This is a genomic window from uncultured Devosia sp. (genome assembly GCF_913055165.1).
Classification (GTDB): domain Bacteria; phylum Pseudomonadota; class Alphaproteobacteria; order Rhizobiales; family Devosiaceae; genus Devosia.
This window is the reverse complement of sequence record NZ_CAJXJS010000016.1, coordinates 46,201-68,554: the sequence shown is the minus strand read 5'-3', so window position 1 is coordinate 68,554 and position 22,354 is coordinate 46,201. Positions and strand designations below refer to the sequence as shown.

General features: G+C 61.0%; 17 protein-coding genes and 2 pseudogenes. 12 read left to right on the top strand and 7 right to left on the bottom strand.

The window, feature by feature from the left end; genetic code table 11:
- The coding region (locus QZ564_RS07670) for a DUF6634 family protein (RefSeq protein ID WP_363311772.1) at window positions 1–355 on the top strand (355 nt) is incomplete at its 5' end.
- Window positions 356–495: 140 nt separating this feature from the next.
- Here QZ564_RS07670 and QZ564_RS07665 read toward each other — a convergent pair.
- Window positions 496–1,803: an O-antigen ligase family protein gene (locus QZ564_RS07665; RefSeq protein ID WP_297107260.1), complete on the bottom strand. Its 1,308-nt coding sequence runs from the start codon at window positions 1,801–1,803 to the stop codon at window positions 496–498.
- 150 nt (window positions 1,804–1,953) lie between these two features.
- On the opposite strand from QZ564_RS07665, the gene lptD reads away from it, so the two are divergent.
- Window positions 1,954–4,239 carry an LPS assembly protein LptD gene (gene lptD / locus QZ564_RS07660; protein WP_297107257.1) on the top strand — a complete coding sequence of 762 codons (2,286 nt, stop codon included), beginning with the start codon at window positions 1,954–1,956 and terminating at the stop codon, window positions 4,237–4,239.
- A gap of 11 nt (window positions 4,240–4,250) precedes the next feature.
- Window positions 4,251–4,748, top strand: coding sequence for a hypothetical protein (locus QZ564_RS07655; protein WP_297107252.1), 498 nt, complete (start codon window positions 4,251–4,253; stop codon window positions 4,746–4,748).
- Window positions 4,749–4,842: 94 nt separating this feature from the next.
- Here QZ564_RS07655 and QZ564_RS07650 read toward each other — a convergent pair whose 3' ends face one another.
- Window positions 4,843–5,775: a WlaTC/HtrL family glycosyltransferase gene (locus tag QZ564_RS07650; RefSeq protein ID WP_297107250.1), complete on the bottom strand. Its 933-nt coding sequence runs from the start codon at window positions 5,773–5,775 to the stop codon at window positions 4,843–4,845.
- Between the two features lie 183 nt (window positions 5,776–5,958).
- Between QZ564_RS07650 and QZ564_RS07645 the strand changes: the two genes are divergently transcribed.
- Window positions 5,959–6,936: a DUF4357 domain-containing protein gene (locus QZ564_RS07645; RefSeq protein WP_297107247.1), complete on the top strand. Its 978-nt coding sequence runs from the start codon at window positions 5,959–5,961 to the stop codon at window positions 6,934–6,936.
- Between the two features lie 879 nt (window positions 6,937–7,815).
- A pseudogene (locus QZ564_RS07640) lies at window positions 7,816–8,262 on the top strand (ATP-binding protein).
- A gap of 51 nt (window positions 8,263–8,313) precedes the next feature.
- Here the strand turns inward: QZ564_RS07640 and QZ564_RS07635 are convergent.
- The 4 genes from QZ564_RS07635 to QZ564_RS07620 all read right to left on the bottom strand — a co-directional run bounded on the left by QZ564_RS07635 (window position 8,314) and on the right by QZ564_RS07620 (window position 14,175).
- Window positions 8,314–10,239 carry a nucleoside-diphosphate sugar epimerase/dehydratase gene (locus QZ564_RS07635; RefSeq protein ID WP_297107245.1) on the bottom strand — a complete coding sequence of 642 codons (1,926 nt, stop codon included), beginning with the start codon at window positions 10,237–10,239 and terminating at the stop codon, window positions 8,314–8,316.
- Entirely contained in the window at window positions 10,236–11,246 is a 1,011-nt protein-coding gene (locus QZ564_RS07630) for a hypothetical protein (protein ID WP_297107242.1), read from the bottom strand. The genes QZ564_RS07635 and QZ564_RS07630 overlap by 4 nt, the downstream gene beginning before the upstream one ends.
- A 94-nt stretch (window positions 11,247–11,340) precedes the next feature.
- The gene (tviB, locus tag QZ564_RS07625) at window positions 11,341–12,615 is read right to left on the bottom strand and encodes a Vi polysaccharide biosynthesis UDP-N-acetylglucosamine C-6 dehydrogenase TviB (RefSeq protein WP_297107239.1); all 1,275 of its coding nucleotides are present in this window, start codon (window positions 12,613–12,615) and stop codon (window positions 11,341–11,343) included.
- Window positions 12,616–12,696: 81 nt separating this feature from the next.
- On the bottom strand, window positions 12,697–14,175 hold the full coding sequence (locus QZ564_RS07620; protein ID WP_297107236.1) for a hypothetical protein: 1,479 nt from the start codon (window positions 14,173–14,175) through the stop codon (window positions 12,697–12,699).
- Window positions 14,176–14,253: 78 nt separating this feature from the next.
- On the opposite strand from QZ564_RS07620, the gene QZ564_RS07615 reads away from it, so the two are divergent.
- The 7 genes from QZ564_RS07615 to QZ564_RS07585 are packed head-to-tail and all read left to right on the top strand — an operon-like array spanning window position 14,254 to window position 21,345.
- Window positions 14,254–15,003: an acylneuraminate cytidylyltransferase family protein gene (locus tag QZ564_RS07615; RefSeq protein ID WP_297107233.1), complete on the top strand. Its 750-nt coding sequence runs from the start codon at window positions 14,254–14,256 to the stop codon at window positions 15,001–15,003.
- 7 nt (window positions 15,004–15,010) lie between these two features.
- Window positions 15,011–15,835 carry an NAD(P)-dependent oxidoreductase gene (locus QZ564_RS07610; protein WP_297107230.1) on the top strand — a complete coding sequence of 275 codons (825 nt, stop codon included), beginning with the start codon at window positions 15,011–15,013 and terminating at the stop codon, window positions 15,833–15,835.
- Window positions 15,828–17,048, top strand: a complete 1,221-nt coding sequence (gene neuC, locus QZ564_RS07605; protein WP_297107227.1) for a UDP-N-acetylglucosamine 2-epimerase — start codon at window positions 15,828–15,830, stop codon at window positions 17,046–17,048. Before QZ564_RS07610 ends, neuC begins: the two co-directional genes overlap by 8 nt.
- Window positions 17,045–18,100 (top strand): nucleotidyltransferase family protein, encoded by a 1,056-nt coding sequence (locus QZ564_RS07600; RefSeq protein ID WP_297107224.1) that lies wholly within the window; start codon window positions 17,045–17,047, stop codon window positions 18,098–18,100. The genes neuC and QZ564_RS07600 overlap by 4 nt, the downstream gene beginning before the upstream one ends.
- 1 nt (window position 18,101) lies before the next feature.
- Window positions 18,102–19,103, top strand: a complete 1,002-nt coding sequence (locus tag QZ564_RS07595) for a GDP-mannose 4,6-dehydratase (RefSeq protein WP_297107221.1) — start codon at window positions 18,102–18,104, stop codon at window positions 19,101–19,103.
- Complete coding sequence (locus QZ564_RS07590) at window positions 19,100–20,665, top strand: hypothetical protein (RefSeq protein WP_297107218.1); 1,566 nt, start codon at window positions 19,100–19,102, stop codon at window positions 20,663–20,665. The genes QZ564_RS07595 and QZ564_RS07590 overlap by 4 nt, the downstream gene beginning before the upstream one ends.
- Window positions 20,665–21,345, top strand: a complete 681-nt coding sequence (locus QZ564_RS07585; protein WP_297107217.1) for a hypothetical protein — start codon at window positions 20,665–20,667, stop codon at window positions 21,343–21,345. Before QZ564_RS07590 ends, QZ564_RS07585 begins: the two co-directional genes overlap by 1 nt.
- A gap of 38 nt (window positions 21,346–21,383) precedes the next feature.
- On the opposite strand, the pseudogene QZ564_RS07580 reads toward QZ564_RS07585, so the two are convergent.
- Window positions 21,384–22,324 (bottom strand): annotated as a pseudogene (locus QZ564_RS07580) (IS630 family transposase).
- Window positions 22,325–22,354: the final 30 nt, after the last annotated feature.

The window sequence follows — 22,354 nt, the reverse complement described above, 5'->3', positions numbered from 1 at the left end:
TATCGGCCTGATGGACCTCGACAGCCTGATCGATGTCGATGAGGAGAGGTTGAGCGAGCATATGCGCCGCAAGATCGTGGCCGCCCGAAAATCCATCCAGCGTCTGCGCGCCGGTTGGCGTCCCGGCCCCGATATTCTGGAGATGGCACCGCGCTTGCACGACTGGCGATTCGTCCCGGTCTTACCCCGCGGCACCGTCCTGGTCGGCACGGTTATCGGCCACCCGCGTCTGGGCGATCGGCCCTATATCAGCACTTCCTATCTCATCGGGCTCGATGCCACCCATCTCAAATGGGCCAGAACCCTCTCAAGGTTCTATTCTCTGGGGGAGCCGGGGGATGATCTGGAGGGGTAGGTTTTGTGAGACCAAGGCGGGGCTGAAGAGAAAGGTTTGCCGCCGCCCAGACAAGCGGCGGAGGACCCAGGGCTTCAGTCAATCTACCCCTGTCACCGTGGCCCACGCCCACCTCGGCTGCCCCAGGGTCTTCTGCCCTTCTATTCTGGTGCGGTGAGCAGCCCGGTGATCACGCAGATCGCTGCGAAGGTAACGGTCACGGTGAGAATACCGAACATGGCATTCGTTAGTCCCATGGTGAAGAAGCCGGCCACCAGCGTCGCGATCAGGACCACGTTTGCTCTCTTGCTCGGCTTTTCCGGAGACCAGATGATTTCCGCGATCGGCGCCAGCAGGAACAGAACATAAGCGCCAACCCCGAAAGTCCCCCCGCTGGCGGCCATGTCGACCAGGTCGTTGTGTAGGTGTGGTGCGCCACCAAAGGAGGTATCCGCGAGGCTGTCGGCCACCGCAGTGAAGGCCAGCGGACCGTGTCCCACAATCGGAGCTTCAAGAAACGCCCTGAAGCCGCCCAGATACATCTGCAGGCGTAGTGCAGTCGAGCTGTCGGTGGGCGCGCCGCTGGAGAGAGTAGCGGCGATGTCGGCCAGAACCCGCTGAACCCCCGATATCTGAGCGCCGCCCAGCATCCAGAACCCAGCAACCGCCACTAGCAGGCAGACCCCAGAGACCAGCAACAGGCGGCGTGAAAAAAGCCGAAGAAGTGCCGCAGTCACGAATGCGATCACCAGCATGGCGACAACCGCAACTACAGCGCCTCTTGTCCCTGAAAGAAGCACCGCAATCACGGCCAAAACTGGTGCCAGGCCGAACATAAACCTCCAAGGCGACTTGACCACCAGGGCGCCAATGAGCGCCGTGGATCCCACCAGCAGGGCCACATCAGCAAAATGAATGGGGTTGGCCACCAGTTCACCCGCTCGCGTCGTGCCAGTCGACTGGACTTCGAACATCGCCATGATCGCGGCACCGCTCGCCCCGCAAAGCGCTAGGACGCCGGAAATCAATGCCAATTGGGGGCGCTCACTTGACTGCAGCAATGTCACGAGCGGCCAGATCGCGAGCAGTGGCGCAAAATAGAGGAGCCCGACCAGCCCGTCGGCCCCGGCGCTAATACCGTAGGCGGCGGCGACCAGGACCAGACCGGCCAGTGGCATCCAAACAATGGGACGCCGAACCTGCGCCATTGCGTCGGGCCACATCAGAAAAAGTCCCAGGGCTCCGGCTATGAGGAACAGCGTGTTCCCCGCTTCTGGTGCCACGGGCGCTATCGCTAGGACGGCGATCAGCGCAATGGTGGAGACGATGCTGTTGAAGTCCTGGGTCATGACGTTCACATATCGAGGCTTCGGGAACACGGCAAGCGGCGCCCCTATCCCTCTGACCTTGTCCCAGAGGGGCGGTGCAGCGATTTGGCCACACCGGGCAGAGGTTTGCACATTCTTCATTGCCCGCCTCTAGATTGGCCGGTAGTTTGTCGGCCACGGGCGTTTCGGCTTTGGACGGCGTTGCGTTTTCTGAAGTCGGCGTAGTGTGAACATGGCAATCCGGGATTTCACGGCAAGGATCGCGGGAGGGGCTTTGCGATGAGGTCCAGCATGCGCGCCCTGCTGCTCGGATCGGCGCTGGTGTTGGCCAGCGCCTCGGGCATTGCTGCCGTTTTGGCCCAAGGGCTGTTGCCGCAGGACTTCTTCACCGCGCCGATCGATCCGGCTGCGCCGACCGCCATCGAAGCCGATGAACTGGTCTTTGATTCCGTTAGCAACGTCATCACCGCGCGCGGCGACGTCGTCCTTCGCGTCAGTGGCTATGTGCTGACCGGACGCGAACTGGTCTATCGCCGCAGTGAGGGCGCGATGCAATTGATCGGTGATGTCACAGTCACTGATCCTTCGGGCAATACCTCCTATAGCGACACGTTGGACCTCACCGGCGGGCTTAAGCGGGCTGTGCTCGATAGCATGACCCTGACCGCCTATGACGGTTCGCGTATCACGGCCGATAGCGCCGAGTTCGACCAGGTGCTCAATTCCATTCTCACCCATGCGCAATACGCACCCTGCGGAGAATGTATTGGCCCACAGGGTCAGCGGATCGGCTGGTCGATCAGCGCCGCCCGAATCGTTCAGAATGCCGAGGACAATTCGATCATCCTCGAGCAACCCAGTATTGCCTTGCTCGGCATTCCCGTCGCCTGGCTGCCCTATCTCTGGCTGCCCGACATGAGCAATGAGGCGCTCGACAGCATTCCCAAGCCGAGCCTGGGCTATTCCGAAGAAATCGGGGTTAAGGCTGAGTTTCCTTTCACCGTCTACTCCAGCCGCAACACGAGCATTATCCTCTCGCCCACTCTGATGAGCCGGCAGGGCTTTCTGATGGGCGCAGAATGGATCCAGCGCTTCGATCGCGGCTCGTTCCGAATAAAGGCCTCCGGTCTTTACCAGCGCGACAAGGCCGCCTTCACCTTTGCCGATGCGCAACGAGACTGGCGCGGCGCGGTGCAGGCAGATGGGCAGTTCAGGCCGGTCGAGGACTGGACCATGGGTGCCGCCTATTCGATCTTCACCGACAGCGCCTATTTCGCGGACTACCTGCTTGATCCACGGCGATCGGCGGTCAACGAAGTCTATGCGACCCACCTGACGTCCGACACCTATCTCGACGCGCGTATCCAGCAGTTCAATCTTCTGGGCGACAACACCCAGCAAACGCGGGACCAGCAAGGCATAGCACTGCCGAACGTGCAAGTGTCGCGTAGCTTCACCCTGCCCGATGGAGCAGGGCGCGTGGTAGTCGAGGGAAAGCTGCTGGCCATGTCGCGTGCCGCCCACTCGACTACGACTGTCAACGGCATCCCCTACGACTATGGCTATGCTGGCAACCGCGTCCACGGCATGGCCCAGGCCAGTTGGCAGAACCAGTGGATCGCTGGCGGCGCTGTAGTAACGCCCTTCCTTGGTCTGCGGCTGGACGGTGCCAATTATGATGACGGCAGCGGATTGGCGTCGGCGCCGGCGGCGCAGGCCCTTCTGAGCGCCACCCCGATCGCTGCGCTGGATGTGCGTTACCCCCTGGCTGCCCATGGGGGCGGGGTGACACATCTCATCGAGCCGATCGCTCAGATCGTCTATCGCGGTGCTCCGAATACTGCCCCCGGGATCACCAACGAAGACTCCCAAAGTCTGGTCTTCGACGACACCAATGTATTCATCTATAACCGCTTCACGGGCATTGATCGGCAGGAAACCGGACTGCGCCTTAATGTCGGCGGCCGCTATCTCGCCAGCCTGGATGACGGCAGCTATATCGAACTGGTCGGTGGCCAATCTTTCCAGCTTGCCGGCACCAATGCCTCTGCCGTACCCAATCGGCAGCAGGTGGGCGTCGGCTCGGGGCTCGAGAACGCGGCCTCCTACGCCGTCGTCGGCGCCTATGGCGCAATTGCAGATACGCTCAAGGGTGGCGCCAAGCTCCAGGTTGATACCAGCAATCTTGCCGTTGCCCGCGCCGGATTGGGCCTGAGCTACAGCCGCGACGGCTGGTCGGGCGCCCTCAATTATGGTTTCGCCGCTGCGACGCCGGCAACCGGCAGTATCCGCGACATGCACGAGATCGGTGCAGAGCTCTCTGCACCTGTCGCCGAATACTGGTCTGTCTCGGGCAACGCCTATTGGGACATCAATGCTGGCAGCTACCTGCAGGTTGGGGGCGGCCTGACCTACAATGATGGCTACCTCGTGCTCTCCGGCGCTGTCACCCGCACCGGCCCGACGCATAGTTCCCCCAATGATCTGCGCGCCACTGCAACGTTCCGGCTGCTGGCCCCGGCCGGATTCGACGTCGGCTATTCCGGTGCCGTGCCAATCAGTAGCTGGCTTGAATAGGAGCGGGGACGATGACAAGAACGAAGCTTCTTCTTCTCGCCGCAATGGCGCCGATTGCCAGTCTTCTCACTGCCTGCACCAGCTTCGCGCCGGTCTATGGCGACAGGTCCGGCGAAGGCATGGAATCGGTCAGGTTCAACTTCGCCTCCCCCGACAGCCGCCTCGAGCAGATCATTTTCGACCGTCTCAAACTAGCATTTCCGGGCGAAGCGGGGCCAAATGACCCGGTCCTCGACATCGCGGCAAGCACGGTCTCATTGCCCGGATCGATGTCGAATGCATTCGCAGTGGCCCGACCCGTCAATGTGCGGGTTGAGGCAAGCGTCACCATCTCCCGAGACGATCGCATCCTCTTCGAAGCCACGCGTTTCGCCGATATCGCCTATCAGAGCGGCAAGCTGACGCCTGTCGATATTGCATCGTCCCAAGGCGCCCAGGAAATGGCGGCGCGCGCCTCAGCCGAGTCCCTGCGGCTCTCGGTCCTCTCCAGCTATCGCCCCGCGCCGTAGCAGCACCCCGGGCGCCCCACTAAGACCCTCAAGACATGCCGCCGTTGCTCAGACTCAGCAGAGTGGAACCTGCCTCAATTCCCCAAGCTGAGCCTCAGCGGGACGCGCTCCCATGACGTTTCTTCTGTTCCTGCCAGGCCCTGAATTCCGCCTCCGGAAAGTCGCCACGGAGATAGCACTCATGCGCCGGCGCAAGCCGAGTGCGAAACTCGTCGAGCAGCAGGCGCCATTGGACATAGAGTGGTGTTCGCGAGGGGTAGGGCAGGGCGCCAAACAGCCATCTGAGGGTATTGCCGCCGCCGCCGACATCGGTCCTCAACACGCGTGCGCCCGGTAGGCCTCCCCTGAACAAGAGATTGCCGATCGCCACCTGTTCATTGTCCCACAACCCCGCTGGCAGCCATTCCCTCTCCACGAGGAATTCGAGGCGGTCGGATAACTCTTCCGCGAAGTCTCGGCGCACGATCAGATCCCCGGCACTCATCATGGCGAGTGTCCGTCCGATCATCGTTCGGGGGAACTTGCCGATGCGCATCCGTTGCGCCAGGTGCCAGGTTGTGTTGAGACCGATGCGCATACCCTCAAGCTCGGAAGGCATGACGCTGACCGTCTTGCCCGTAAGATCCGGCATGAACCGGCAGAGCCCGGCGTCCACCCACAACAGGTATTCTGCGTCCGTGTCCTTGGCCGCGCGTTTGAGCAACTCTGGCTTGGACATGACGATCATGCCATATTCGACGAGGTTGAAGGCGATATCGCGCCGATTGACGACCTTGCTGTCCTTGACGATCTCCTCGATCCGGTTTCGATGGCCGAACATGATCAGATCGTGCTTGGCGACCCGAACGATTCGGTCTCCGGGCTTGGGACAAACGGCGCTCGCATCAAACTCGGGGTCGAGGAAGATGATGAAACGCAGCGGCGCTTGCAGCGTCTGATTCAGCCAGGCGACATATTGATCCGGCGTGCGATTGTCATAGCCACCCCGGCCCACATCGTAATATCCTGTCACTGCGGCAATTCTCATGTCGTCTCCTGCCCGATCGTGCCGGGGTCAGGTAGCAGCGAATGGCCACGGGCAAAAGACCGGAACGCGATGTCGAGACCGTTTGGCGCCACCGTGACGCCCGTCTTCGTTGTGATTGTGTGGTTTTGAACCTTGCCCAAGCACGGGCCATCAGCGCCAAGACCGCCGTTATTGTGCATTCTCATGGCCCTGATCCGCGAGGGCGCGCTCGTCAACACCTCTTCCGGCCTCATCGATGCCCATAGCCAGGTGGCGCGGAGGGTCAATCCGCCCTTGCGCCAGAAGGCAACATCGACCTCCGAAGCCCCCAAGAAGGGCGTGCAGCATCTCAAGGTCATTGCGCCCGAGCCAGACATTTTCTTCGCCTCGGGCATCGACCGCTCCTATTTCGTCAAGGAGCCGCGGCTGCGGCAGAAGGGCATCTACCTCGCCCTTTATGGCCGCACGGTCTATGTCGACCGCTCCGGCGATACGGCCTGCCGCATTGCCTGGGGCGCGCATTTGAGGCGCAACGGCCTGCCCGATCGCATCATCGCGGCGGTAGACAAGCAACAGCTTTTGAGCGAAGCCCAGGCCCGCACCGCCGAGCGCCTCGCTGCCCGCATGGTGATCAAGCATCCGGGCCTGACGCTCATCAATGCTCTCCCGGCCGGCGATCGGCTCGCTTCCGGTCCCTATATGGCCAACGATCGCTTCGGCGCCACCTTCTTCGAGCGCATCGAACAGGCTGGGGTGCTTGATCCCGTTGCCCCCGCTGCAGGACCGTTCGGCAGGACCAATCCTGGGCCGTTCGAACCCGAGCCGCTCGAAGCCGCACCGGACGGGCAGGGGGAAGGCCAGCACCTCATCATGGAAAGCTGCGGCGTTACCGCCCAGGCGAGGATCGCCGACGGCAAGTTCTGGGTTTTGGCTGGAAGTCAGGTCCAGCTCGAACCTGTCCCCTCGGCCGGCAGTGCCGCGCTCAAGGAGCGCCAGGACCTTTTGCCCGATGGCGGCCTCGTCCGTGAGGGCAATCATCTGGTCCTGACCGTGGATGTCGGTTTAGACACGCCATCGGGCGCCGCCAATTTCGTGGCCGGCTCAAGGGTCAAACCCGAGCTTTGGCGGCCAATGGCCGATGCTCGCGGCATGGACCCCGAGACCTGGGGTTCCGGGACCTGAGGCCCACACCGTAACGGGTGGCTCCGGGCCACCCGACTCTCCCTTTCCTCTCTTTTTGCTGTGGCGCGTGAATGCGCGGCCGCCAAGGAAGCATCATGGCTAATTTTGAAAGCATCACCCTCGTCCTCGAGGATGACGAGTTCGACAATGCCGATGCGGTCGAGACCGCGACCGATGCCCAGCCCGTGCGGCCCGATCGGCTGCCCGTCGAGGCGCTGCTCAAGGGCAGGACCGCCGCGATCCGGGCCGCTTTGCGCTCGGACGTGCCGCAGGTCACTCACATCGTCTCGCCCAGCCCGACCTGGGCTCTGGCTTTCAGCCGGGAGGCCAAGCTCGCCCACCCTGAGGTGCGCACGCTGTCCGTGACTAAGGTCAAGAAGGACAGGAATGCCTGGATCGTGCCCGAAATGCAGACACATCTGATGAGCGGGGTGCATTGTCTTCTTTCGACCACGGACCAGTCAGACCTCCTGCCCGTGGAAGTCCAGGGCGCGATCGACCTGCGGCTCGAGCTGCCCCGGATCGATGTCGCCGCCCCCAATCGCGCCATCCGTGCCTTTTGCGGCCAGCGGGCAAATGGCCTTGCGCTCGAGGACATCGAAAGGCTCGATTTTTCCGATCTGGTCATGGCCATGCGGTCCGGCAGTTCGGCCCGCAATTGCGTCCGGCGCATCAAGGCCCTCGCGGAAAAGCAGCGGATGGCCCGGGGTGCCGCGCAGCGGAGCGCCGGACCGCGCCTCGCAGATCTGCCGCTTCCGGCTGCTCTTCGGGGCTGGGCGATGAGCTGTCTCGATGATCTCAACCAGGTCTGGGGCGGCACGCTGGACCCGCAGCAATTGCGCTTAGCCTTGCTGGAGGGGCCCGCTGGGGACCGGCAAGATGATGATTGTCGAGGCTCTGGCGCGCTCGGCGGGTTGGCATCTGGTATCGGCGACGATGGGGGACTGGTTCGACAGCAGCGATGGACACCTGGGCGGCGTCAGCAAGGCCATCGTCCGCTTCTTCGACACGCTGCTCGAGACCGAAAATTGCGTCGGCTTCATCGATGAACTCGATGGCCTGCCCGATCGCGCCACGCTCGATGCAAGGGATCGGCAATGGTGGACGCCGATCGTCAATCTTTTCATCAAGCAGATCGACCGCGTCCGCAGCTCGGGCTAGCCGGTGATGATCATCGGTGCCACCAATTTCTTCGAGCGGCTCGATGCCGCTCTGGTGCGCCCCGGGCGGATGGAGCGGCAAGTGCATGTGCCGTTCCCTGAGACCGAGGACGAGTCTGTGCCATCTTCGCCCATTACCTTGCGCGGCGTGCAATTTTGGCTCTGACCGCTCAAAGTCACCGAGATCTAAGCCCCTGGTGAAGCTGACCAGATACAATCAAGTTGCTGTCTGAGAGGCAGTTCGGTTTGTCTGAACATCCATCGGGGCATCGTTAAGTGGATTTCTGCCCTCGGCTATCACGTCAAACAGAATGCTTCTCGCGGCAATCTCGTCGCGCGCTTCCAGCGCTCGCCGCAACAAGACTACCTGAGGTGAGATATCCATCGCTGCCGCGGGCGATGCGCGCATGATCTTTGGGTGGCTTGTCGTCTCGACCGTATGCGGATCGTAAAACAGCTCCTCAAACATCTTTTCACCTGGGCGCTTGCCCATCACGTCGATGCGGATGTCACCGGCAGGATTATGCGCATCGCGCACTGAAAGACCGGCCAATCTGATCATGTTCGTTGCCAAATCCATGATGGCGATCGGGCTGCCCATGTCCAGGAGGAAGACGTCGTTTCCCTGAGACAACGTTCCTGCTTGCACGATGAGTTCGGCTGCCTCGTGGATGGACATAAAGTAGCGAGTCATGCCTTCGTCGGTAAGCGTCACAGGGCCACCCTTGGCAATCTGCTCCCGGAACAGCGGAACGACCGAGCCACTTGAACCCAAGACATTGCCAAATCTGACTGCGGCAAATTTTTGCCCGGTCTGTTCTGCCTGCGCGCGCGCCGCGTAGCTGTGAACCAGCAGTTCCGACCAGCGCTTTGTCGCCCCCATAACGTTTGTTGGGCGCACGGCCTTATCGGACGAAATGAGAATGAAGTTCTTGACCCCGTTATGGAACGCCCTGTCGAGCAGGACCTGGGTTCCGAATACATTGTTCCGGATGCCTTCAAGGGCATTTTCCTCCACCAGGGGAACGTGCTTGTGAGCCGCGGCATGAAAAATGGCATCAATGCCATACTGCTTGATCGTAGCATCAACGGTCTCGCCGTCGCGTACGGACGCGAGGACTGCAACCGGTGCCAATTCTGCGCTGCGAAGCTCACGGTCAATCTGATAAAGCGCAAATTCGTTGGCCTCCAACAGCACGAGACGGGCTGGTTTCCAACGCGCAACAAGTCGGCAGAGCTCCGAGCCGATGGACCCTCCTGCGCCGGTGACCATGATAGACCGACCCTCGATCATGGTCCGCAGCAGGTTTCCGTCAGCGGGCACGATAGATCGGCCGAGCAGCTCATCGATATCGATTTCCCGGACCTGACTGATGAGGTACTTGCCGGCGGCGATATCGGCAATTGCAGGCAGGATCCTTATCCGCAGCGATAGCGGCGTCAAGCTCGCCAACAGCTCCTGCCGGCGTTGTGCGCTGACGGACGGCATGCACAGGATGACTTCGCCCACGCCGTAGTTGCGCACGAGCGTTTGCAGGTACTCGGGGTGATACACCCGGATTCCAGCAACCTCGCGGCCGTGCAGGCCGGGATTGTCGTCAATGAAGCCGACTACCAGACCTTTGCCGCTTCCCCTCAGGGCAGCGGCAAGTTGCTGTCCCGCGTTCCCCGCGCCGTAAATAACCAGTTGCCCGCCCACCGACGTCGCTTTCTCTCTGGGCCAGAGGATCATCTTGGCTGCAAAGCGTGTACTGACCATCACAATGGTGGCCAGAGCCCAGTAGATGATTGGCACCGACCGGGGTACCGTCTCGCCAACCGCCAAGGACGTCAGGAAAGCGACGAATACCCAGGCCAACGTGGCCAGGGTCATCGCTTGAAAGATGGTCCACACAGCACGTTCGGGAAGATACCGGATGACCGACCGGTAGAGGCCCATGCGGATGAAAATCGGCAAGGCTACACAGGGCGCGGCCGCCATGAGCAAAGCCTGATCCGCATCCGGTACGAACAAGGTGTTGTAGCGCAGCGAATAGGATCCCCACAGAACGACGCACAGCGCGACGACATCGCTACCAACCTGCACCACGCGCTTCCAGTGCCGGGGCATGCCGATGATGTATTGTATGGTTCCGTTAATCATGGCACGCGACGTCCTGCCTTGAGCGACACTGCCGCGATCAGCAGTGGAAGATAGGCCACGACCACGCAGGGCCACAGAATGCCCGGCTGAAAATGGGCCAGTGATGCGATGGGAACGAGCCAGAGCAAAACTACGGCCCCGTACAGAAGTGTGACCGTACGATGCCCTCCAAGATGGCGTGACAGATGCTGATAGGCGTGTTGCCGATGTCCGGCAAGCCACCTCTCCCCGGCCGACATCCGTGTGATCAGGGTCACGCTTGTATCCACGATCAGCGTCGCGCCCAATATGGCCCAGATGGGTAGCGCAATCCAACCGGACGCAGCGCAGACGAGTGCCAGGCCGAAAATGACGAAAGCGAGATAAGTGCTGCCCACGTCTCCCATGAATATACTGGCCGGTGGCCAGTTGAATACCAGGAAGGCTGCCAGCGCCGCTGCCAGGCTAAGCATCCACCACAGCACAGGTTCTCCCGCAGCATCCGGCTGTCCGAGCATGACAAGCCCGAACGAGGCGAGCAGGATAAGAAGGGCCTGGCTGGCCGCCAGGCCGTCAATTCCATCCATGAAGTTGAACAGGTTGACCCACCACAAGCCCATCAGGACCACCGGCAGGCCAACAACTATGGGGGACAGACCAGCCAACGGCAGCCCAAGCATCTCAATCGGCTGCTGCCAAACCAGAATGGCGAGGGCAAGACCCTGTATCGCAAACCTCGTGCCGGCCTTGAGCTCCAGGATATCGTCTGCGAGGCCAAGGGCGGCGATCGCCAATGCCAAGACGGTCAGCACCAGCATCGGCTGTCCGAGCGCCGTCACGGCGAAGCCGCTGGCCAATGCGCTTGCCGTCACGAAGCCTACGCCGCCTCCCGTGGGCGTGGGCCTGACATGCGAGGATCGATCGTTGACCGCTTGAACCAGTTTCAGGTTCCCGGCAAACCTCAAGATGAGCGCAGTAATGGCAATGGTCCAGAGAGCCGATACCACGCAGATGACAACAATAATCACCAACACACCTGTATGGATGAATTCGGCAGGTTTCTCGGGGTCGAACGCGTGGACAGAGTCTTGTGCCAAACCGAAGGGAGACTATCTGCCGGATTCAAAGTCGCAGATCGCTAGCCGAAGCGGCCAGCACATATTTGAGGTCATACAGCAGATGCTGCGGCTTTCCCAGCGAACGAATCTGGTCTGGCCCCATGCGCGAAAATTCCTGGTGGGCGACCGCGATGATGATGGCATCATACTGTCCGGGCTGCGGCGCCGTTATCGGCGCGATGCCCAGTTCGGCCTCCGCCTCTATCGGGTCGACCCAGGGATCGAAGATGTCGACCTCCAGCTGATACTGGCGAAGCTCATCGGCCACGTCCACAACGCGGGTGTTGCGAATGTCGGGACAGTTCTCCTTGAAGGCAAGACCCAGTACCAGTACTCGAGCGCCACTGACTTCGATCCCGCGTTGCAGCATGGCCTTAACCAGTCGTGCGGCTACATAGGCCCCCATTCCGTCATTGAGCCGACGTCCCGCAAGGATAATCTCGGGATGATAGCCGATGGCCTGCGCCTTGTGTGTGAGGTAATAGGGATCTACCCCGATGCAATGGCCCCCCACCAGGCCGGGACGGAAGGACACGAAGTTCCATTTGGTCTCTGCGGCCCGCAGCACGGCTTCCGTATCGATGTCGAGGCGATTGAAGATGAGCGCCAGTTCATTGATCAGGGCGATGTTGACGTCGCGCTGGGTATTCTCAATGACCTTGGCGGCTTCCGCTATCTTGATACTGCCGGCCTTGTGCGTCCCAGCGGTAACGATCTGGCGGTAGAGCGCATCCACGATCTCCGTCACCTCCGGCGTCGAGCCGGACGTCACCTTGATGACTTCCGTCAGGCGGTGCTTCTTGTCGCCGGGATTGATGCGCTCGGGGCTGTAGCCGGCAAAGAAATCCACATTGAAGCGCAGGCCAGAGGTGCGTTCGAGGATCGGGATGCACTCTTCCTCGGTAGCGCCTGGGTAGACCGTCGATTCGTAAATCACCAGATCGCCGGGCTTGAGCGCCCGCCCCACCGTTTCGCTGGCCTTCTGCAGGGCCGTCAGATCCGGGCGCTTGTGATCATCGATAGGGGTGGGGACGGTGATGATGAAACACGTGCAATCAGCCAGATCGGCGGAATCACTAGAGAACTGCAGGTAGCTGCTTTGAGCCAGCTGGGCGGGAGTGCATTCAAGGGTCACGTCCCGGCCCGTGCGCAACTGCGATATGCGGTGGCCATTGATGTCAAAACCGATGGTCGGGCGGTGCTTTCCAAACTCCACCGCAAGCGGTAGGCCTACATAGCCGAGACCGACAATGGCCAGTTTGAGCGTCTCGAGGTTCATGTTGTCCGCGTCTCTTGATCTCTTGCGTGCGCTGGGTGGCCTAGACTGGCCGTGCAGTCAATGGGTCGGGTTAGTCCGCTTCTAGCGCGGGGTCAGTTTTGGCCCGACTGCGCCGAGCAACACGCGCGCCATCGAGCGATTTTCCTCGATGTGTCGAAGGTAGCCTGGAACTGGAGACCGGCAGAAGGCTGCCAGGCAGGCCAAACTCACGAGGGCGCAAAAGAACGGATAGTTGAAGAAGCTGTTGAAGGGCCAGGACAGGAAGGCCGTTGTGGTTATGAACAGGCCCAGTAGTGCGAGCGGAATTGCGCCGCCGTGTTTGGCCAACCAGATCGAGGCAATCGTTGCGGCTAAAAGCAAGCCGACAAGGACCGTAAGGAAAACGAGCCCATAGTTCACCAGCATGTCGAGATAGCCGATGTGAGATGAGCGCCCCAACGATTCAATGCACGTGTAGCCGCAGCCAAGAAACTTCTCGTGTATCGGAAGCGAGCGGAAGGTCGAAATGCCAAAATCCAACAGGCCCAGCCGTGCTTCGGAGCCTCCCTCTTCGATACGGAAGGCCCCCTGTGCCAGTTGGGCCATGACGGCCTCGTTTTCAGCGACCGTTGGCGAACCTGTCGAGGTCACCTCGATCGACGGAGCGTCGCCGCTGGGGATGTCGGTTCCCAGATAGTTGAGTTCGCGCGCTTTCAGATAGAGCAGGGCGGGGTAGAGCAAGACGCCGGTGGGAGCCGCTACTAAAACGGCCTTCCAGCGCAACTGCCTGAACACAAGGAGCAAGGCAAAGCCGGTGGCACCACCCAGCATCGCCATGCGACTGCCACTGGCAATGACCCCCAGCATCATGATCGCCATGACCACCTGGTTCAGTGGGTCGCCGCTCCAGCTCGGTTGGTCCGGGAGGGCAGACGAACGCGCCGCGACAAAAAGCAGGGCCGCGGCGCAGAAGCAGCCAAAATTTGTGGGATCCCCAAGCAGGCCGTGGGCGCGGGCCAGGTAGGACGGACTGGGCTCGATAATGCCCAGTCCTGCCGCGGGCCAAACCCAAATGATGAGCGTGGGTAACGCGACAACAACGCCCAACAGCCTTGCCACCAGGGTCGCCTCGCTAAGGAAGCGGTCCATAGTCAGCGCCTCGACCACGGCCGCAAGCAGCCAATAGACCGCTACCGAGTTGGCAATCAGGTAGACGCCATCCTTGAAACCCCGCTCGCCGGCCAGCGCGTCCGCAAAAAACAGGTAGCCCGCGCCCAGATAAAGCAGGATGGATATTGGATGGAAATGAAAGCGAATGGGAAGCCGGGCCACGCCACAATAAAGTCCGGCCAGGCCAAGCAAAGCAATGGTCACGTTGTGAAAGGGCCGGGTGGCCTCAAGTCCTACCTCCTTGTATTTGACGGATAGTGCCAGCAGCAACACGACAGCCAATAACCGCAACACGTAATGGCTATTGATGAACCTCGGTCTAGAACGCTGTTTTGACGTCTGCTCCGTCATGACTTGAAGAGGCTCCTTTCGGGGATTCTTGCGCTGCACCTTAATCGAGCTGGCGGCCAAAGGAAGGCCTTGCGAGCAACAGTCCGGTATGATTTTACAGTTTTGACCGACGGATTCACCGTCGCCAGAAAGATCGAGATGACAGTGTTATCTGCACAGGGAGTCGAGGGCGCGCGGCTCTGCGTTGTCGGCGCACGTGGCGGCAGCCAGGGCGTACCCGGAAAGAACATCAGAAATCTGCGGGGCAAGCCGGTCATTGCGTGGACCATAGAGCGCGCGCTGGCTTCGGGCCTGTTTGATGCCGTGGTTGTCAGCACCGATTCCGACGATATCGCCGCCGCAGCGCTGCAGGCAGGGGCGCTGGTGCCATTCAGGCGTCCGGCCGATCTGGCGACATCGTCGGCGGGAAAATTTCAGGTCTGGCAGCACGCGTTATCTGCTTCCGAGGAAGCCCTCGGGCGAACCTTTGGCACATTCGTCGATATCGATTGCACCAATCCCCTGCTTGAGATCTCCGATTATGTCGGAGCCGTTAGCCTGTTTGACGCAAACCGCACTGCGGTCGATGCCGTGATGACAGTGGGTCCGGCGCGCCGGAATCCCTATTTCAACCTGGTTGAGCCGGACGCATCGGGCGCGTTGAGGATGTCGAAGTCAAGAGGCCCTACGGTGCTGGCGCGCCAGGCGGCTCCGCCCGTCTATGAGCATGTTGCAGGGGTCTATGTGCTGAAGCCGGATTATCTGCGCACCAGCAACCACCTGCTTGAAGGCGTCGTCATCGGCTACGAGGTGTCGGCCGAGAAGACCTTTGACATCGACAACGAGCTGGATTTTCAGATCATAGAGTTTCTGCTCGAACGGCGCCTGCGGGCCGATGGCGGGGACTGACGCACCGATGCGTGTCATCGTGACCGGCGCCTCGGGGATCGTCGGCGGCAGTGTCCTGGCGACCGGGCGACGCGCTGGCCATGTGATGGTGGGCGCCAGCCGCAGTCGCGCTGGCGCCGATATGATCAAGGTTGGTGACTATCGGGACGTGCCGGACGGCGACGTCCTGGTCCATCTTGCGCAGCCAGCCGACCGCAACAGCGTCGACAGCGCGACGCCCGAGGCGGCGCTGGCCCTATTCGAGGCGCTGTGCGCGCGACCCTGGCGCCGCATCGTCTACGCCTCCAGTACGGCAGTCTACGGCCAGTTGGCGGGGAAGATTAGTGAGGACCGGTCTCCCGGCGGCGCCGACGCGTACAGCCAGGTCAAGCTGGCCAGCGAAAACGTCTGCCTGCGCCGCGGCGGCGTCGTGCTCCGTCTCTCCAACGTCCTGTCCGACCCGCCCGCCGCCAACACCGTGTGCAGCGATATCCTGGGTCAGATCACCCGTCACGGGCCTTTGTTGGTTCGCAGTGCAGGCGCCCAGCTTGATCTCTTATGTGCATCTGACGCGGGTCGCGGGTTCGTTTCGGCCGTGGTGGGAGAAGCTGTCGGCGTCTTTAATCTGGCCTATGGTCAATCTGTTAGTGTAAGGCAGGTCGCGCAAGCAGCTCTCGCGGGAGCGGGGCGACCGGATCGTCAAATTCTCAGCCGGATTGACGCTTCTCCGAGCCCCGAATTCAGCCTCGATATCTCCAGGTCGAGACACGAACTGGGTTGGACTCCCCAAATAGATCCGCTGACGATGATAGCTGCAATGGCAAGGCAAAGGATTGCGCCCTCCGATGACTAAACGAAAAATCGCCGTCTTCACCGGAAATCGCGCCGAATACGGTCTGCAATACCCCATTCTGCGTGCAATAGAGGCACATCCTGATCTCAGTTATTTGCTGATCGTTTCCGGAGCGCATCTCGATCCGGAATTTGGCTCGACCCGACAGGAAATCGAGCGGGATGGCTTCCGCATCGACGAGGAAATTATCATCGAGATGGGTGAGACCTCCAAGGTCGCAACGGCCGTAGCCATCGGCAGCGGCGTGCTTTCGATCAGCCGCGCGCTGAAACGTATCAATCCCGACATAATGGTAGTCTATGCTGACCGCTTCGAGGGGTTTGCCGCAGTGATCGCGGCCACGCAGATGAACATTCCAACCGCCCACATCGAGGGTGGTGACATCACCGAGGGCGGCGCGCTGGATGATTCTGTCCGCCACGCCATGACCAAGCTGGCCCATCTCCACTTTACCACCAACGATCAAGCAGCGACCCGCGTCATGGCCATGGGCGAAGAGCCCTGGCGCGTACACAATGTTGGTTTCCCGGCCATTGACTTGATCGAGGAGGGACGCTTCGCCAGCGAGCGGGACGTGCAGCAGCGTCTCGATCTGGACCTGTCGCGGCCGGTCGTGCTGTTCACCCAGCACTCCATAACTACTGAATTCGAAGCTTCAGCCGGCCAGATTGCGCCGGTGCTCGAAGCTATGGGCCGCCTGGCCTCGAATGGCGTCCAGGTCGTGCTGACCTATCCCAATAATGATGTGGGCGGACGCACCATCGTGGACGCACTTGAAGCTTTCATGCTGCAGCGCCCTGCCAATGTGCAGTTGCACCGGTCGCTAGGTCGCAGTCTCTATCACGGCGTGCTCGCCCTGGCGCGCAACCCCCAGATTCGTGTCGCATGCGTGGGCAATTCGTCGTCCGGCATCAAGGAAACGCCGGCCTTTGGTTGTCCGACTGTCAACATTGGCTCGCGCCAGCAGGGCAGGCTGCGCGGCGACAATGTGATCGATGCCGACTATGACGCCGATCAGGTGTTCGAGGCGGTCAACAAGTGCCTGTTCGACGATCAGTTCAGGCAGCGGAGCCGCGACGGCGACAATCCCTACTTCAAGGGTGGTGCAGGCAAGTGCGTCGCAAAGGTGCTCGCCGAAGTCTCGCTCGACCAGAGCCTTATTCGCAAGCGGATGATGTTGGAAGGGCGCAGCCAGGATGGCTGGTTTCGATGAGTGAGCGGGCGCTTGGACCGGAAGCCTCCCTGCTCGACGCGGTAACGGCGATAGAGCAGAGCCGGCGCCGGTTGGCTGTTATCGTCGACGGTCAGCAGCATGTGCTAGGCACGATCACCGATGGGGATGTGCGTCGGGCCTTATTGCGGGGCGCAACTATGAACGTCGCGGCCAAAATGCTCATGAACGCCACTCCTGTCGTGGTCAGGCCTGGTTGGCGGGAGCAAGACATTGTCCGCGCCCTCAAGGAGCGCAACGTCTTGGCAGCACCGGTGGTGGATGGCGAAGGGCGCTTTTTGCGCATCGTGCACCTGACAGATCTGGGTTACCAGGACGATATGGCGTTTCACGAAACGCCGATCAAAACCGCAGTGATCATGGCTGGTGGCGAGGGCCGGAGGCTCCGCCCGCTGACCGAGACCATCCCGAAGCCCATGGTGGAGGTGGGGGAGATGCCCGTGTTGGAGCGGCAGGTGCGCCGCCTCAAGAGCTCGGGCATCGAGCGCATCCTGATGTCGGTCAACTACCTCAGCGAACAGATCGAACGCCATTTCGGCGATGGCGCCGCCTTCGGTGTTTCCATCGAATATCTGCGCGAGACCACGCCGCTTGGCACTGCGGGGCCGCTCTCGCTTGTCGAAGTTGGGGGAAGCATGATTGTCATGAACGGCGATCTCGTCACCAGTTGCGATTTCGGGTCACTGGCGCAGTTTCACGCCCAAGAAGGCGCCGCGCTCACCGTTGCCACGGTCGATCATATCGTGAAGATTCCTTTCGGCGTGCTGTCGACGCGCCTGGATGGCCAGGTGACCGCAATCGAGGAGAAACCCTCGCAGCGCTTTTTGTGCAACGCCGGCATCTACGTCCTGTCGGAAGAGGCAGTCAGCAGGGTGCCAACGAGGAACTTCTACAATATGACCGACTTGATGGAAGAATGTATTGCAGCGAATCTGAAAGTGATCGCGTATCCATTACACGAATTCTGGAGCGATATAGGCACTCTCGACGATCTTGAGCGGGTGCGGGCGCTTTTTGGACAGAAAGAAAACTGACATGCCCAAAGACTTTTCCGGCTCGACTGTTCTAATTACAGGCGCGGATGGCTTCATCGGAAGCCATCTCACCGAGTTGCTGGTAAGCCGCGGCGCCAAGGTAACGGCCTTGGTGCTCTATAATTCTTGGAATGAGATTGGCTGGCTGAAGGACATACCTTCGCAGATTTTACGGGAGGTCGATCTGCAGGTGGGCGATATTCGCGACGCCGAGCGGATCCGGGCGCTGGCGGCAGGGAAACAGTACGTATTCCATCTGTCGAGCCTGATCGCCATTCCCTATAGCTACCTGGCTCCGCGCTCCTATGTCGATACAAACATCATTGGCGCCACCAACGTACTTGAGGCCTGCCGCGCCAGTGACTCCCTCGATCGTCTTGTTCACGTTTCGACTTCGGAAGTCTACGGCACAGCGCAATTCGTGCCGATTAGCGAAGAGCATCCTCTGGTCGGTCAGTCGCCCTACTCGGCCTCCAAGATTGCGGCTGACAAGATGGCGGAATCCTATCACCTGAGCTTTGAACTGCCGCTGGTGATCGCTCGCCCGTTCAACACCTATGGCCCGCGCCAAAGCGCACGCGCCGTTATCCCCACGATCGCCAGCCAGATCGCTGCAGGCAAGACACGGCTCTCAATGGGGTCGGTTACGCCCAGCCGCGATTTCAACTATGCTTCGGACACCGCCCTTGGCATGTGCGCCCTGGCCCTGTCCGATGCGGCCATGGGTGAGACGATCAATATCGGTTCAGGCGAAGAGCATACGATCGCCAAAGTCGTTGAGATCTTGTCCGGCATTGCAGGTGTGCAAGTGCACATTGAGCAGGATCCCGAGCGAATCCGGCCGGCAAAAAGCGAGGTGGACCGGCTCCTGTGCGACAACAGCAAGATTACCGGCATGACCGATTGGAGGCCGCAAGTATCCTTCGCCGACGGACTTGCGCGAACCTATGAGTGGATCTGCCGCAACCTGCAACACTTCGATGTTGATCGCTACAGCCGATGAGAATTCTGTTCTGCGCTCAGAGTGAGAGCCTCAAGGTCTTCGAAAGCGTTCGGAACGAACTGCAGCAGCTCGGCCAGTGCGACGCCGCAGGCTTTATTGTTTCGGACCGCTGGGCATTCGCCAAGTACACCCGTGACAACCCCGGCTTCGCCTCGCAAGGACACAGCCTGCTCAAGGAATGGGAAGTCACCGCCAAGACCGCGGCGCCACCCGACGCGGACTGGCTAGCGAGCAAGGAAGCCCAGTTGGGCGGTGATGCGGGCCTGTTCGGCGCGCTCGTTGCGGACCGCCGGCTCTGGATGGGCCCGGACTGCACATTCACCCAGGATTACCGCCGCCGGTTTGGCGACGACGCCATGCTCTCGATACTGGCCGAGGGCGTTCGGCGCGTGGAGGCGCTGTTCGATGAGCTGCGCCCCGAAGCCCTTGTGGGGTTTATCTGCGTGACTTTCCTCGACTACCTGGCCTACCTGGTGGCTCGCTCGCGCAAGCTCGCCGTGCTCAACCTTCGCCCCACAAGGATCAGCGACCGCGTCAGCTTTGCCACGCGTCTCAATGATCCTGCGCCGGAATTTCTTGAGGCCATGCAAGATGAAATTGCCATGGCACCGCATCGCGAGGCGGCCAGGGCGCATATTCAGCGGGTGCGCGAGGTCCATGGCCGCTACGAGGGCGTGGTCAGGGCCTCGGACAAGCCCGCGCTCAAGCTCAACCGGGCGCGACGGTCTCCGCTCGCGGCGCTGCGGGCCACCATCGCCAACCATCGGGATTACCGGCGAACCCTGAGTCATTCCGACAACCATGTGGTGAATCCCACTACGATGCTGCTACATTCGGCCGTGATCAACCCGATGCGGGCGCGTCTATCGCGGCGATCGCTGGCGGCGGCCTACTTCCCGGAGACCAAGCTCGCTTCTACCCGCTACACTTTCTTCCCGCTCCATACCGAGCCAGAAGTGTCGCTGCTGGTCTACGGCAGGCCCTATGTCAACCAGATCGAAGTGATCCGCGCTTTGGCTATGTGCCTACCGGCCGACCAAATTCTGCTGGTCAAGGAACATCCCTGGATGGTGGGGAAGCGTTCCATGGACTACTACCGGTCGTTGCTCAATATTCCGCGCGTGCGGCTCGTCAAGCCGTCGCTGGACGCCCGGCTGCTTATCCAGAATGCCGCGATGGTGGCGGTGATTACCGGTTCGATTGCGTTGGAGGCAGCCATTATTGGCCGGCCAGTGCTCACCTTCGGCGACTGTCCTTATAATGCATTGCCGCCCACTATGGTGCGGCGGGTGACAGATCCGCGCAATCTGGTTGCCGACGCCAAGGATCTTCTCCGCAGCTATGGCCGGGACGACGCAGCGCTCGAGCGCTATGTCGCCGCTTCCTTTGCCAACTCGGAGAGCATCCAGCTCTATTCGACTCTGCTGGCCAAGGCGAACGTTCATACCGAACGATCGTCGGATTTCGAAGGCGAAGCGAAGACGCTGGCACATTACCTGTTGCGGTTCTATTCCCAAATTGCTGCGCCTGCCGCGACGCGATCCATCGACGGAGTGTGGTGATGGCCGACCTACCCCGGTTTCTGCAAGACCACCGCTTTCGCCTGCCGCGGCTATGGTCCAACGATGTCCTGCGCAAGCTCGGTCCGCTATTTGAGGGCGACATGATCAATGTCAGCGGCTGGCTCGATGAGGACAAGCAGGGCGGGCACTACCGCGACTATTTCCCCAATGTGCGCCGGTATGACGTATCCAACTACGGTGGTGAGCGCGGCGAAGGTGTGCCAGGTGAAGTCCGCCTAGACCTGGAGGCGGACCTCCCGCAGACGCTGCACCAAGCCTACGACGTGGTACTCAACCATACCACGCTCGAGCACGTATTTGACGTTTTTGCCGCGACCAGAAATCTGTGCGCCATGTCGCGCGATACGGTCGTGGTGGTCGTGCCGTTTCTGCAGGAACAGCACACCACCGAGAGCTTCTCCGACTTCTGGCGGTTCACACCGCTCGGGCTCGAACGACTCTTTCGCCACCATGGCCTCGAGCCGGTTCTGACTACGTCCAACCACGGCCGCGGCGAAGCGATCTATCACCTGTGCGTCGCCACCCGCAGCCCGGAACGCTGGCGCCAGCGGCTGGCGGGAACGCCATGGGATCCCGCGAATGGCGGCCGCAACAGCTTCGACCTGACCCTGCGCGAAGGCATGGGAAAACTGGCGCGGCGCTTCATCAAGTCAAAATAGGCTTCTGCAGCCCCCCGCTTTGCTAGAGCGTTTCACGTTTAGGTGGCTCCATATCCTGCGTTTGCGATGTAGTTTTGGCATTTTGCGGGAGCGATTGTCTGGACGAGTTTGCCGATCTGTTGCCAGGTATCGTCAACGGATCGGCGCTGGGCTATGCGCATCCAGTGCTTGATCTTGGCGAAGGCCTGCTCGATTGGATTGAGGTCGGGGGAGTAGGCAGGCAGATACCAAAGTCTTGCGCCACGAGCACGTATGGCGCGGCCGATCTCGATGGATTTGTGGCTGCCCCAATTGTCCATCACAACAATGTCGCCGGGGCCGATCGTGTCGAGCAGTTGCTGGGCGACCCTGGCGCGGAAGCTGACCCCGTTGATCGGACCATCGAAGACACAGGGAGCGACGACCCCATCGCAGCGCAGGGCCGCCACGAAGGTCATGGTTCGCCATTGGCCCTGGGGGGCGTAGCCGCGCAACCACCGCCCTTTGCGCTCCAGCCGCGGAGCGGGGCCATGTTGGTCTTGATCCACGTCTCGTCGATGAACACCAGTCGCTGGGGATCGAGATGGGGCTGGATGGACTTCCAGCGTTTGCGCCGCCGGGCGACGGCTGCATGGCCTTGCTCAAACGCGAACGGGACTTTTTTTAAGGCTCAGCCCCTCGCGCTTCATGAACATCCACACCGCATTATGGGACACCTTCACCCCACGCGCCGCCAGCTCATCCTTCAGACAATGCAGCGTCAGGTGTGGGGTTTGCGCGATCCGCTCCAGAATGAAAGCGCGGGATCCGCCAGAACCGGTCGGCGATGTCCGCCCATTTGGCCGAGCGCTACCGAGCCCGTCAGCCGATAGCGCCGACTCCACTTGATGGCCGACGACACCGAAACATCAAATCGGCTCGCTGCCGTTCGACAGCTATCCCCGGCCAACACCGCCGCCACAACACGCTCTCGAAGATCACGCGAAAGAGGTCCCGTCATCGATGCTGGCCTCCAATCCAGCATCAACTT

Excerpts from the sequence above, each read along its gene's own strand:
- QZ564_RS07635 (WP_297107245.1), bottom strand. The coding sequence starts at position 10,239 with ATGATTAACGGAACCATACAATACATCATCGGCATGCCCCGGCACTGG.
- lptD (WP_297107257.1), top strand. The coding sequence starts at position 1,954 with ATGCGCGCCCTGCTGCTCGGATCGGCGCTGGTGTTGGCCAGCGCCTCG.
- QZ564_RS07590 (WP_297107218.1), top strand. The coding sequence starts at position 19,100 with ATGAGAATTCTGTTCTGCGCTCAGAGTGAGAGCCTCAAGGTCTTCGAA.
- QZ564_RS07645 (WP_297107247.1), top strand. The coding sequence starts at position 5,959 with ATGGCCCTGATCCGCGAGGGCGCGCTCGTCAACACCTCTTCCGGCCTC.
- QZ564_RS07615 (WP_297107233.1), top strand. The coding sequence starts at position 14,254 with ATGACAGTGTTATCTGCACAGGGAGTCGAGGGCGCGCGGCTCTGCGTT.
- QZ564_RS07595 (WP_297107221.1), top strand. The coding sequence starts at position 18,102 with ATGCCCAAAGACTTTTCCGGCTCGACTGTTCTAATTACAGGCGCGGAT.
- QZ564_RS07610 (WP_297107230.1), top strand. The coding sequence starts at position 15,011 with ATGCGTGTCATCGTGACCGGCGCCTCGGGGATCGTCGGCGGCAGTGTC.
- tviB (WP_297107239.1), bottom strand. The coding sequence starts at position 12,615 with ATGAACCTCGAGACGCTCAAACTGGCCATTGTCGGTCTCGGCTATGTA.
- neuC (WP_297107227.1), top strand. The coding sequence starts at position 15,828 with ATGACTAAACGAAAAATCGCCGTCTTCACCGGAAATCGCGCCGAATAC.
- QZ564_RS07650 (WP_297107250.1), bottom strand. The coding sequence starts at position 5,775 with ATGAGAATTGCCGCAGTGACAGGATATTACGATGTGGGCCGGGGTGGC.
- QZ564_RS07585 (WP_297107217.1), top strand. The coding sequence starts at position 20,665 with ATGGCCGACCTACCCCGGTTTCTGCAAGACCACCGCTTTCGCCTGCCG.
- QZ564_RS07600 (WP_297107224.1), top strand. The coding sequence starts at position 17,045 with ATGAGTGAGCGGGCGCTTGGACCGGAAGCCTCCCTGCTCGACGCGGTA.
- QZ564_RS07655 (WP_297107252.1), top strand. The coding sequence starts at position 4,251 with ATGACAAGAACGAAGCTTCTTCTTCTCGCCGCAATGGCGCCGATTGCC.
- QZ564_RS07665 (WP_297107260.1), bottom strand. The coding sequence starts at position 1,803 with ATGAAGAATGTGCAAACCTCTGCCCGGTGTGGCCAAATCGCTGCACCG.